Source organism: Lysinibacillus sp. RC79 (assembly GCF_041262405.1).
Taxonomy (GTDB): Bacteria; Bacillota; Bacilli; order Bacillales_A; family Planococcaceae; genus Lysinibacillus.
In genome coordinates, this window is the sequence record NZ_JBGCCD010000025.1 from 35,660 (window position 1) to 48,825 (window position 13,166).

The window sequence follows — 13,166 nt, forward strand, 5'->3', positions numbered from 1 at the left end:
AGCTTTTCTGCGGGATTCTCTATTGGTCGGTGAATAATCTAGGATGAATGTAGCAACTATTCTTTTCTTATTCATGTTCATATCATTTTCTTTTATTTTCTGGATCGTATAAATCCTTTAATAGTATCTCTTCCGTACTATTTTTATATTGAATGAGTATTTTGTCTTCGTCTGTCAGTTTCTTTTCTTCACCATTGTCCAGTAATAATGTATTTTCATCTAAAAATGTAAACGTGACATTACTTCCATCTTTTAAAGTCCTGGCTGGTTCTGAAAAATCATTCCACTTTTCATAAATAGTGATCTCATAGATATACTTCTGCCCCCAATGTTTCATCGATAAAAGATAACGATTGTCATTTTTCGTTTGAAAGGACAACGTAACTGTTGTACCTTGTTGTTGGACGGTTGTTTGTATGCCCTTTTCATCTGCTATCCACATGTGGGCAAAGAGGAAGAAACAACCAATGGATATAATAAGGAAAATGGATAGTAGTGATCCTACAATAATGAAAATCTTTTTCCTGTTTTTTGATCGCACCTTTTTAAAATAATCGATATTTTTATCCTCCTTTTTTTGCTCATGAGTACGTTCTACCAACAGGTTTTCCTGCATTTCCTTTACATACTGTCGGCAATCCTCACATTGTTCCATATGTTTTTCTATTTGTTTATTTGTCTCTTCGCTTGTTAAATTTTCTATGTAGCTCGGGACTAAATCTCTAAAAACGCTATGATTCATAATTTTCCCCACCTTTTCTGATTTGTTGTTTTGCACGATAAAATGTTACTCTTGCCCAGTTTTCTGTTCCTCCCAAAATGGAGCCAATCTCTTTAAAAGATAAATCACCTAATAATCTGAGATAAAGTATTTCACGGTTTATCTCACTCAGTTGTTGAGCTTTTTTATAAAAATTAATTTTGTCTTCATTTCTAAAATATTCATCTTCTAAATTATAAAATATAGGAGTTTCATCACTTAGTGAGTTCACTAACTGGTGCTTGTTTTTTTCGCGATTCATTTCTTGTAACCACACGTTTTTCGCGATTGAACATAACCACGTTGAAAATTTTGCTTTTCCGTTATTATGAAAGTTGTCAATGGACTTAATGGCTTGATAGAACGTCTCTTGCGTTAATTCTTCAGCAAATTGACCATCATTTGTCAGGGTTAATAAATACCTAAAAATAAAATCCCCATATTCTTGATATATACTTTCTTTATCCACGATTTACCTCCTTTCTAATGAGAATTTTGCTATTCTGAATCAAGTCTTTTGAAAGCCAATCATCTATATATCCAGAAATTTGTTGATTCGTTACAACAATTTTTTATTTTTTTCTTTATTCATTTTTTGTGCCTTAATCATTTTTATTGTGGGGAGTTGAAATATCCATCATTTCTTCTAATGAATATCACGCCTGCTGATTAATAATGATAATCTCCTATATTGACACCGAGGATTACTGTCGTCTAGTGACCCCTTTCCTCCTCATTGTTCTATCACATCCGCTCAATTATTGCTTCTAGCTGGCATCATTTCTTTCATTATTCACCATTTATAAACCAAGCTCATTGACGAACGTTTGTTCTTGTATTAAAATGATATAAAAAGGAGGCTATTCTATGCAAAAAACAAACACCATTGAATTAGTGCATTTCTCAGAAGAGTATGTGGATATATTGAATGACTTTGAGCTTCCGGAAGAACAAAGTCAATTTACTGCCCTTCCAAATGAGATTTCTATAGAAATGGTTGGACAGTATCCGATTGTTATTTTGAGTGACAGTGTGCCTGTAGGATTTTTTGTCCTGCACGCAACAGAAAGAGTAAAAGAATACTCTAATAATCCAAATGCTATGCTGCTTACTGCATTATCTATTGACCATAAACAACAAGGAAACGGGTATGCTAAAAAAGGGATGTTAGTATTGTCTGAATTTATTAAGAGAGAATTTAAAAAATGTAATGAAGTAGTTTTGGTCGTTAATCATAAAAATATTCCCGCCCAAAATTTGTATTTAAAAGTTGGCTTTGTCGATAACGGGGAAAGAAGAATTGGCCGTATTGGCGAGCAAATTGTTATGAACCTAAACATCTAATAATTCTAGAAATGGATTTTCAAAAATCACTCGGCATTATATGGGTGATTTTTTTCTGTCCTTCGCTTTACATGTGGGCAGCCATGATGCAAGGAGTTTGAACCTACAAAATTAAATAGACAATCGAAATTCGATATTAAAATAAATAAGCCCCAAGTTGTGATTTATTTTTCATGGCTATAAACAGATAGACTGAAATCAAGGTAATCATCAATTGGCATTGTCACTCCAAGTCTAACCTCTTGCTTCCACTTCTTAAAGTGCTCTGGTAACATCATCGCTGTCCCTCAGTTTCTTTCGCTTCAATCAAGTAAAAATACAAAAACAGGAGAAGAAAACAATTTGTTTTTCTTTTCCTGTTTCATTTTAAGGGCTTTTGGGACATCCCCTCCATTTTTTCTATTTGCCCCGATGCAGGTAATGTTGTGTGGCATTTCCCGCATTAAATTGCTCAGTAATATATTGAACAGCGTCTTGTAGAGCTAATTTACTGTTACAAGTGAAAACATCTATTGCCGCATAACCGTACTCTGGCCATGTATGAATCGTTAAATGTGATTCTTGAATAATGACTACACCGCTAACCCCGTAAGGTGAAAAATGATGGAAATGTTCGGTCACAATTGTTGCCTTTGCTTTATGGGCCGCTTGACACATAATCTTTTTAATTTGTTGTATGTCATTGAGTAATGCGTCATTGCAATCGTGCAACTCTAATAAAATATGATGCCCTAATGCATGCTTGGATTGTGATTTTTGTACTGTTCTCTTCATTTGTGAAAACTTGTTATTTTTGCAATCTGGGCAACCACTGGCTTGAAGTTGAGCAATCGTGCTGTATTGATAGCCAGCTCCGACTGTAAGTGAGTGCTGACAATGGATACACTGATAAACGACGGATTTCCGCTCAATTTCTCCTGTATAAATTGGTCGTGTAAATTTACGCTGATTAGGAATGTAGGAAGTCATTTGCCCTGTTGTTTGTAATACGAATAATTGGCTTGTAGCACCTAAAATCTGCGCACCTTCATAGGTGTTTATGTCGTATTGAATACTGTCAATCACGAAGCCCATAGCATGTAAGCTTTGCTGTAGGTGCCACTGCTTTTGATAGCTACGTTTAGCGTAGGAAAAAAACACATGTCGCATTGCTTCTGGCTTTAATGCGTTAATCGCACGTGATAAAAAAAGCTGTGCGCCAATCAAGGTATACGGTGTATCTGTGTATACGCAATCAAACTGGTGAGCGTATGTTTTTGGCAAAGGCTCCTGAACGTTATAATAATCTGTTTTAATCGGAAGCTCATAGTCTTTAGCTATTTTGCTAATCGTACCTAAAACTCGTCTATCAATATCTAACACAATAATTTCAGTTGTAGAATATGGAGCGATTTTCTTTAGTAAAAACGCTAATGCAATACTGATGAAATCATCATCGCCTAAACATAAAATGCGCTTATTAAGTAGCATCGTATAGTCTAGTGCGAGCAATGCACGTTTTAAGGCTGTCTCAACGGTACATTTGGCTTGATCAATTGCCACGTCAGCTATGGGTCTAGCATCATAAATAGTGCTTAATTCGCTTATATGTTGTGTAATCCATTCCATCCGAAATGCCTGATCTGTCGTTAATTGAAGGTAAAGTTCAACATCAGCACCTGAGAGTTGAAAATATTGCGAGATAGCTAGCTGGCCTTTTTTCGTTAAGCTATGTTTACCCCAGCCTTGCTTAGCAAATTCTTTCTTCATTGCTGAAACGATAGGTATTGGTAAGCCTGTCGTATGAGCTAAAGATTTAGTTGTACAATTTTTATGGAAATATAAAGCAAGTAGAGCTTTTTCTAATGTGTGATACTGTTCTTCAAGCTGCATATCAGCTGTAATTTGTTGTAATTGTTTTTGCATTGTAGATTCGTCCTCTCAATTTTAATAAGTAAAAAATTAAAATTGTCTAAATCAACGAATAGAAAAAGCGCGACTAAAACTAGTCGCGCTAAATGTTTATGCGAAGCTAACTAATTCTAATCTTGCTTTTTTGCACAACAAATAACACCTTTATACAGGTGGTTTGTTTGACAAAATTAAGCTATAACGTTGATTCAGATTAGAATTCTACAATTAACAAAAAGTTCACCCTTTAATAAAATAGTATTTTTACTATATAATAGATATGAAAATTTCGCAAGTTTTAGTAAATCATCGCTTTTATAGTGTAATATTCCATTAAAATATTGTATTATGGTATGGTTTACAGTAACTAACCAATCTAAATGAGGGTTTCATTAAGTGTATTAGTATGGAGGGAACAATAAAAGTTAGAAAGGAGTTAAAAAGATGAGAGATATTAGAGTTTATCATGTAGATGCATTTACAACAGAAAAATTTGGCGGTAATACTGCTGGCGTCGTGCTAGATGCTGAAAAATTATCCGAAGATGAGATGCAAAGTATCGCAAAAGAATTAAATTTGCCGGAAAGCGTATTTTTACTACCTTCCAATAATGAAGATATTGATTATAAAGTAAAATATTTTACTCCCACTGAAGAAATCAACTTTTGCGGACATGCAACTGTTGGGTTAACATGGCTTTTGGCGACTGAGTTTGGTCTTGCTGAGAAAAAGGAAGGTATAGCGCTAGAAACGAATATTGGTAGAGTACCTGTTGTATGGCATAAGGAGAATGGAAAAGTTATTAATGTGGAAATGACGCAGGTAACGCCAAAAACACAAGATATCGATATTGACCTTACGGAGCTTAGTCGACTAATCGGCGTCAATTCCAAAAGCATTGATTTAACCTACCCAATCAAACTAGCGAATACTGGTGTCTGGCATTTACTCGTTCCAATAAAAGATCAAATCGATATCGACAATGCAGTGCCAGACTTAGCAGCGTTAGCGAAACATAATAAAGAACATAATATCAGTACGACACATCTTTATACTTTTACTAATTTGAAAGAATATGAACTATATACAAGAGATTTTGCACCAGGGATTGGCATACCTGAAGATCCTGTAACTGGTGCAGCAAATGGTGCATTAGCGGGCTTCCTCTATTTAGAAGGCGTTATTCCTCAAGGTGACATAACACATCTTAAAATCGCTCAAGGAGATGCGATAGGAAGATCTGGAACGCTTTATGTGACTGTTATTCCGAATGAATTAAAACCAGTCATCAAAGTTGCAGGAGCAGCTACCATCACAATTCGAGGTATCTTAACTATCTAAACACATCAGCTTGAATTTGAGACTTTTTTATAGATATGATTTTCAAAAATCACTCGTCATGTTATCGGTGATTTTTTCTGTTCGCCCCTTACTGATGGCATCAAGATATAAGGAATTTGAGCCTAGACATAGGATTGTCATTACGAATAGACGGTTTTGACAATCGGCTATTTAAAGAAGAAATTTTCATTGAAATGTGAACGGATTACATTCTCTTTTGGATGCTCTAATTGGATTCTTTAAAGTTCTTTCATGTAGTTTTACATAATATTTTTATCCAATCACCCCTCTATTTGGCAAGTTCTCGTGAAACTCTCGTACTTCCGCTCCGTAAGAAGTTTAAACCGAGCGGTAACATTGCATATCTATCATCATCTTCTTCAAACACTATGTGGTATAAATACAAAGCTAATCCTCCCTTTAATAAAACTATGTTCAAACTATCGCTAAACTAATTATAGGTTTAACAATAAGACGATCACCCATCATTTACCAGTAAATCTTTTTAAAGCATTGCGTATATTTTTTCGTAGGTTAGATTGATCCTGAGACCCCCCATATCTTTATTTGTCATTTTGTCTGTTAGGTATTTTTATAAAGCAAAATTATAAAATATCCACAAAAGAAAAGCGCTAGAAATCAACGTCAAAAATTGATTTCTAGTGCTTTTAAGGCTCTAGCCAGTTTTGTCCCAGCCTCTTGGTGAGTAATATAAAAAGGAAATTTATCATTTTTCACTGGATTGCGTTAACAAAATGTTAGCATCTATTCACACATTCCTCCTGTGGTAAGTTTATGTGGCAACACATGGGTGCTGGTGGGTTTAATTATATAGTCTCGGTTTCTATTTCATTGGAATCTAGCCTATTTTTAATACTAAACTATGCATAATTATTCTGAAATTAAACCGTAAGCAGAAACCTTCTTAATTTTTAAGGATACGAACATTGAGACAATGTAGGCTAAAATAAGAATGCCTACACATAGCATTAGAATAATCGGTAAATGAACGATAAAGTCTAAACGTTTCACCCCTGCACTTGAAAGTAATACAGAAAGCATAGGGTTCGTATAAAAATATCCTAGTACACCACCAATGGCCACTCCAGTAATTATCACGGGCACAAAGCTGATGGAAATTTGATGCATCAATTGAATTGTTGAGTAGCCTATTGCTTTCATTACGCCAAACTCTTTCTTACGCTTAATAATCATCGTTTTGATGATCAGATACAGAATCATTACAACAACTAGAACGGTAATTGTCAGAACCATTATCATAACTGCAAACACTGCAGCTGTATACATACCTGTTTGGCTCTCTACATTTTTATCTATGTCTATCGTTTCTACTATATAATCTCCGTACTGTTCGTGAACGTTTTCAATAAAGTTTTGGTTTGATATACCATCTAGATATACATAAAGGGTCGTACCTTTATAATCTGACTGTAATCGCTGAATTCCATCCATCGTTAATGAGGCTATTTGCCCTAAATTGCCGATTGATTGGCTGAGGCCAGTTACTAGAAAACTAGCTGTTTTAGTCCCATATTCTACTTCAACCGTATCGCCAATTCCTTTATTAATTTGATTTGATACAACCCAGGAGATGGATATTTCATTATCATATTTTGGCTGACGGCCTTCGTAGACAATATTATTTTCTAACTGATTATAATTATCCGTAACATTCGTATTTACAGTTTGATTATCAATTTTTGTTGTAATAAAATCAAAAATATTTACCTTACTTACATGGTCCATTTGTTTAATGTGACTCAAAAGTTCTGTTGTATCTGCATCTTGCCTAACAGATATCATCACATTTGCCGGTTCTACGCCAAATAAGTTAACGAATGCGGTTTTGTCTGAAGCAATGTTGTAAAAAAGCACCACTGAAAAAACTGATGCGAATGTTAATGCAACAATAATTAAAAGTATCATGATGTTTTGTTTTACATTTGACAGCATCGATTTAATTGCAAGTAAAAAATGAAGCCCTCCTCCCGTATTCTCCAATGGAAAATAATTTTTTCTAAAACTGTGCGTTTGAATACCTCCTCGAAGTGCCATAATAGGTTGAATTTTTCGAACACGGAAGGCGGAAATTAATGCAACAATTACAACACAAAAAGCAATAATGAATATATTGGTTAAATTAATAATCATATTGAAACCCTGATACCATATTAATCCAGATAGAGATGAAATAATGCTTCCTATGATAGGCATAAGACAATATGACAATGCAACCCCTACAACACTTGCACTAAAAGCAATTAAAACAAACTGTAAAATAATTGACGATAGAATTTGTCTACTTGTATAACCAATTGCTTTAAGTACTCCTATATTCGTCATCCCGTCTTCAATGCTATTTGATACACGATACTTAATGACAATTAGTGAAACAAGCACGATAATGGCTGCAAAAGCTACTAAAATCATAGCTATGATGTTAATGGTTAACGTGCTCACACTTTTCACCATCTCAATATCTAACGTCCCAATAGATGAAGTCGGCTCACCTACTGTTGATTGAGGAAACTCCTTAATAAAATCATTTACTAACTTTGTAGATTGTGTTTTGTCTTCCATCACTGCAGATATGATCAATCCTTTGTCTAGTTCATCAGCTAACGTTTGATAAGCAATTGCTGGTAGCATGAATTTCATGAATCCAATGTTGGTCGTACCCATCATTGTTGTTTCAAAGAATCCAGCAATTCGATACTTATAGTCCTTGTTTTGATATGTGATGGTAAAATCTTCACCTAACTCATAACCACCATTTGTTTTAAAAGTGTAAGGAATAAAAATATCATTTGCACTTGAAGTGTTTAGTTTTTCAACCAACTTCAACGCCCCGATATTACGATGATCATCCGCATTAAAAATAGCGGTACGACTAGCTAATTCATTATCACCAAAATTAAATTTGGCAATGTCCATATTGATAATTTCTTCTGTTTCTGACTCTGTCACCCCTGGATATTTCGTTATAAATTCTCCATAGCTTGAATTATAACTTGCATAATCCATCATAATTATTGCGTGAGGATCTTTTAATTGTTCCGCTTTACTATCAAAAAATGTATTGATTTGAGTAATGACCATTAGACCTATATTCAGAAGTAGCGCAGCAACTAAAATAAATGTAAATAAGGAAGCTGTTGCAGATTTACTTCTTCTAATATTAGCTAGGGCTAGATTCATGATTTTCACCTTACCACCCCATTTCTGCAAGGAAAGCCCCGAGCTTTTCATGACGCTCGAAATTCTCTTCCTCACTGAACGCGCCTAACTGCAAGTCACCGCAAATTACGCCATCTTGCAAATATAAAATTCGGTTTCCACGCAATGCTGTTTTCATATCATGAGTGACCATGACTATGCTTTGCCCATTTCGATTTACATTTGTTAAAACATCTAACACACTATCACTAGATGCAGAGTTTAATGCACCAGTTGGTTCATCGGCAAAAAGTATTCTCGGATTGTTAATTAATGCTCGAACAATCCCAACTCGTTGAGCCTCACCACCAGAAAGCTGTGTCGGAAATTTAGACCATGCGTTTTCATTGATCCCTACTTGTATTAATAGTTCTTTCGCTTTTTTTACGAGTTCACGCTTATTCTTATTTACTAAAAGACCACTTGCCAGGATATTATCGAGTACGCTCATATTATCCAGTAAATAAATTTGTTGGAATACAAAGCCACAATTATTCCTTCTAAATATCGCCAGTTGGTCGTTATTTAATTTAGCTAAATTTTTACCAGCAAAATCGATTTCGCCTAATGTCGGTTTATCCATTCCACTCATTGCGTAAAGTAGAGTGGACTTCCCAGACCCTGAACTACCCATTATGATTGTAAAATCCCCTTCTATTAAACTGATATCTAGATTTTTTAATACATGCTGTTGAATTCCACCGCTCGAAAAGGTTTTACACAGCTTCTCCGTTTTGATAATCGTCTTTGTCATGTTTTTAGCACTCTCCCTTTATTAAGCTCATGTTTGAATTTGCAAATCAAAGAAAAAAGACCGTAATGAAGATTACAGTCTTATCATACAAAATGAATTCTTATTAAATCTTTGTGCAATTATTAACTAATCCTTAATTATCATGCAAGCTTGATTTTCAATACTACGGTAAAGCCATCATGCCCATTGTAACAGCTAATCTGGCCATACATATTTTCCATGAAATACTTCGATATATAGAGACCAAGTCCTGAACCATTCTTGCCTCCGATATTTGTTCCTCGATAATATTTATTGAACAGTAGAGGCAATTCTTCTTCGCTAATTCCTGACCCTAAGTCCATGATGTGGAGTTCAAGATAACCCTGCTTTATTTGTGACTTAATAGTGACCTTAGTTCCTGCATATTTATATGAATTACTGATAATATTGTCTATTACCTGCTGCATACGTACAGAATCCGTTAAAATAATACATCGTGGAATTGAATCATAGACGATCTGATTGTCATAATTTACATTTTCAATCATTTCAACAAGTACCTCGCTCGATTCTTCGGTTACCGTTATCTGTAACTGTTGCAATTCTTCTAAAGTGGCATGAAACATATCTGTAACAAGTAAGTCAATTTGCTCTGCTTTCGAATAGATTGTATTCACTTGCTTAATGACCTTTTCATCCTTTGCCTGCAGAAGCATCAATTCACTAACTGCCTTTATTGAAGCAACAGGCGTCTTAATATCATGACTTAATGTGGCCACAAGCTCTTTCTTACTACGGTTGGATTCATACTCTCTTTGACGAGACGCATAGAGTTCTTCACGTAATAAATCAAAACTTTCCGTGAATGCACCAAAATAATTATTTTTATCCATATTTAAAGGAATATCTAGATTACCTCTAGCAACATTCGTAGCGAAATGTTTAAGCTGCATAAAAGGTTTCAATAACGTTCTGTAAATATAGACATTGTAAATAATAATAACAATCATTACTAAACCAACTATTAAACTGAAAGATGTAACCAGTTCCTTTTTCATTTTTTGCACTATTTCATGATCGTTATTGCGGATAATAATTTTCCCTACGACCTCATCATTTTGCTTCACATCAATAATCGAATCCCTATTTTTGATGGCGTCATATATATTAATAAACTGAATACCCGGTGTTTGATAAATTACATTTTCTAAATTATCTATAATCATAAGTGGTTGTTGAAAGCCGCTGTTATTAAATGTTTCATTATTAATTTGTCCCCAATTTTTTTCGACCGTTTTAACTAATTCATTAATGGCTACAATATTCACTTCTGAAATATTTTTATTGTTAATCATAATTATTGGGAAAGTAATTCCTGCAACAAAAATAACCAGAAGCAGGACACTAAGCAATTTTATTCTCATTGCTTAGTGTCCTCTAACACATATCCTGTTCCCCATATCGTTTTTATAAATTGCGGGTCCTTCGGATTTTCTTCAATTTTCTCACGTAAATGCCGAATATGTACATTTAGTGTCCCATCCCCTACAAAAGAATCTCCCCATACATTTTGAAACAATTCATCTTTAGTAATGATACGGTTTTTATTATTCACCAAATAATACAGAAGCTTATATTCCATCGTTTTTAGACGAATATCATTACCCTTTACCCGAACACGATGAAGTTTTGTATCAATTTGAATTTGACCAAACTCTAAAACCTCTTGTTGGTTAGAACCACTGCCATATCTTTTGAGTACTGCTTTTACTTTTGCTAATAATATGCTTAGTGTATATGGTTTTTGAATGTAATCGTCCCCACCTATGTTAAGTGCGATTAGAACGTCGTCATCGCTGGAACGAGCACTTATAAATAAAATCGGAATCTGCGTAGTTTTACGCAATTTTTTACATAAATCAAACCCCGATTCGCTACCGAGATTGATGTCTAGAAGAATCAATGATGGTTCATGTTCTTCCAAAAATAACTCGCACTCCTCTGCACTTGCCACAAAAGCCGTTTTGACTTCAAACATATTAAAATATTCACAAGTTGTTTCAGCTAAAGCGATCTCATCATCAACAATTAAACAATCTAATTTCATCGTAATTCTCCTAGAAAAAGACTTTCCTACTTGTTTAACAGGATATCTATAGTATACATTAAGTTCAATAACTACGTATAAATTTTTGAATTCCCTCCATATTTATCAAAATATAAATCATAAAATACTTATAATACCGCTATTCAATCTGTTTAACTTGAATTTTTTGTAGTAATTTAGAATTACAACAGTAAAAAAAGGGCAAGGTATTGAATGAGAACAAGGCAACAGTCCTTCCTTGGATAAAAAACTTGGGTCACGGAGACGTAAGAAAATGAAAGCCCCACTAGCATTTTTAAAATTCAATTCCACTTAAGCAGAACTAGATATCACAATTTTCTCCATGGATTATTGTACTTCCACCTGATTATAATTTTATTTGCCTACAACACATCGAAATTTTCACTGAAATATTAATTTCAATATTAAAACAACCCTTGAAAATGCATTAATAAGCATTTCCAAGGGTTTCGAATATTACAGCAGTACCACAGCTTCGCACCTCTGCTCATTAAGAATACAGCAAAACTTAATACCGCTACTGTCGCATCATTTGACGCATTAATAATCGGAACCGAGATACCAATAGCTCCTTGCATTGTTCCTATGTGTACTAATTTTTACTAAGAAGAATGTATGTGCCTTTTATCGGTACAACTAAAAAAAGCTACCCCTGGCTATTTTCTATAGCTTTAGGATTGCCTTTTTTAGTTAGTCGAATCTCGTTGAATTAATATCGGCTTAAAGCGATATAATTTTTGATCATTGGCTATATGTTCTTTTTTGATTTTTGCTAAGAGAAGTGAAGCCGATTTTTGAGCCATTGGTAGAATAGGTTGTTCCAATGTTGTGATAGAAGGATTTATAAATTTTGCATATGGCACATCATCAACCGCTATCACTTGTATATCGTTAGGTACGTGCAAATTTCGCTTTTTTATATAAATCATTAATTCTTGAAAAATACGATCATTTGCCGCAATTATTCCTTTTGGTGGTTGTTCCAATGCAAATAATTGATTGAAAATCTCTTCCATTTCAGCAGGCTCGCCATTTTTTATATAGCGTTCATCAATAAAGAGGTTTCTATTTCTTAAAGCTTGTCGAAATCCTTCTAAACGTTCGACACGAGGAGTAATCGGTAATGTTAAAGATGTTGTTACAATGGCCAAAGGTTGTTTTCGAAACATTTCAACTGCCATATCCATTGCAGAAAAATTATCAAGCAGAACAGCAGGAATGTCTACTCCTTCTAGAAAACGGTCGATAAAAACGATTGGCATTGTTTGTTGATGAAGTCTTACATACAGATTCTTATTCTCTCCTGTTGGGAAAACAATCAAGCCATCTACTTGTTTTTCAAGTAAAGTTTCGATATGTTTTTTCTCTTTTTTTGGATTATCCGCAGAGTTACAGACAATCATATGGAAGCCTTCTTTATCAAACTCTGCTTCAAGTGCATTAATAATTTTTGTAGAAAAATCATGGATAATATTCGCTACAATAATACCAATAGTAAAGGTGGTTTTCTGTTTTAAACTACGAGCCATCAAGTTAGGACGATATTGCAATGCTTCAATAGCTTCTTCAATTTTTTTACGCGTTTCTACACTCATATATTCATATCGCTTATTCATATATTGCGATACGGTGCTATTGGAAACATTTGCATATTGCGCAACATCGGCAATTGTTGTTTTTTTCACTAAAATCAATCTCCTACCTATAAATATGAAAACTCTCCTTGGTAT

10 protein-coding genes are annotated in these 13,166 nt (G+C 34.3%); 2 read left to right on the top strand and 8 right to left on the bottom strand.

Annotation, left to right across the window (positions count from 1 at the left end):
- Window positions 1–82 precede the first annotated feature (82 nt).
- A complete protein-coding gene (locus ABH968_RS19815) occupies window positions 83–742 on the bottom strand; it encodes a zf-HC2 domain-containing protein (protein WP_370046743.1) in 660 nt (219 codons plus the stop codon).
- Window positions 732–1,229 carry an RNA polymerase sigma factor gene (locus ABH968_RS19820; RefSeq protein WP_370046745.1) on the bottom strand — a complete coding sequence of 166 codons (498 nt, stop codon included), beginning with the start codon at window positions 1,227–1,229 and terminating at the stop codon, window positions 732–734. The genes ABH968_RS19815 and ABH968_RS19820 overlap by 11 nt, the downstream gene beginning before the upstream one ends.
- A 398-nt stretch (window positions 1,230–1,627) precedes the next feature.
- Between ABH968_RS19820 and ABH968_RS19825 the strand changes: the two genes are divergently transcribed.
- Entirely contained in the window at window positions 1,628–2,104 is a 477-nt protein-coding gene (locus ABH968_RS19825; protein WP_370046747.1) for a GNAT family N-acetyltransferase, read from the top strand.
- Window positions 2,105–2,503: 399 nt separating this feature from the next.
- On the opposite strand, the gene speD is transcribed toward ABH968_RS19825, so the two are convergent.
- Window positions 2,504–4,009: an adenosylmethionine decarboxylase gene (speD, locus tag ABH968_RS19830; RefSeq protein WP_370046749.1), complete on the bottom strand. Its 1,506-nt coding sequence runs from the start codon at window positions 4,007–4,009 to the stop codon at window positions 2,504–2,506.
- 429 nt (window positions 4,010–4,438) lie between these two features.
- Between speD and ABH968_RS19835 the strand changes: the two genes are divergently transcribed.
- Window positions 4,439–5,335 (top strand): PhzF family phenazine biosynthesis protein, encoded by an 897-nt coding sequence (locus ABH968_RS19835; protein WP_370046751.1) that lies wholly within the window; start codon window positions 4,439–4,441, stop codon window positions 5,333–5,335.
- An 891-nt stretch (window positions 5,336–6,226) separates the two neighbouring features.
- On the opposite strand, the gene ABH968_RS19840 is transcribed toward ABH968_RS19835, so the two are convergent.
- The 5 genes from ABH968_RS19840 to ABH968_RS19860 form a co-directional block, all read right to left on the bottom strand.
- Window positions 6,227–8,554 carry an ABC transporter permease gene (locus ABH968_RS19840; RefSeq protein WP_370046804.1) on the bottom strand — a complete coding sequence of 776 codons (2,328 nt, stop codon included), beginning with the start codon at window positions 8,552–8,554 and terminating at the stop codon, window positions 6,227–6,229.
- A gap of 10 nt (window positions 8,555–8,564) precedes the next feature.
- A complete protein-coding gene (locus tag ABH968_RS19845) occupies window positions 8,565–9,326 on the bottom strand; it encodes an ABC transporter ATP-binding protein (protein WP_370046753.1) in 762 nt (253 codons plus the stop codon).
- A gap of 140 nt (window positions 9,327–9,466) precedes the next feature.
- A complete protein-coding gene (locus ABH968_RS19850; RefSeq protein ID WP_370046755.1) occupies window positions 9,467–10,732 on the bottom strand; it encodes a sensor histidine kinase in 1,266 nt (421 codons plus the stop codon).
- On the bottom strand, window positions 10,729–11,415 hold the full coding sequence (locus ABH968_RS19855) for a response regulator transcription factor (RefSeq protein ID WP_370046757.1): 687 nt from the start codon (window positions 11,413–11,415) through the stop codon (window positions 10,729–10,731). The genes ABH968_RS19850 and ABH968_RS19855 overlap by 4 nt, the downstream gene beginning before the upstream one ends.
- Before the next feature lie 707 nt (window positions 11,416–12,122).
- A complete protein-coding gene (locus ABH968_RS19860; RefSeq protein ID WP_370046759.1) occupies window positions 12,123–13,121 on the bottom strand; it encodes a LacI family DNA-binding transcriptional regulator in 999 nt (332 codons plus the stop codon).
- Window positions 13,122–13,166: the final 45 nt, after the last annotated feature.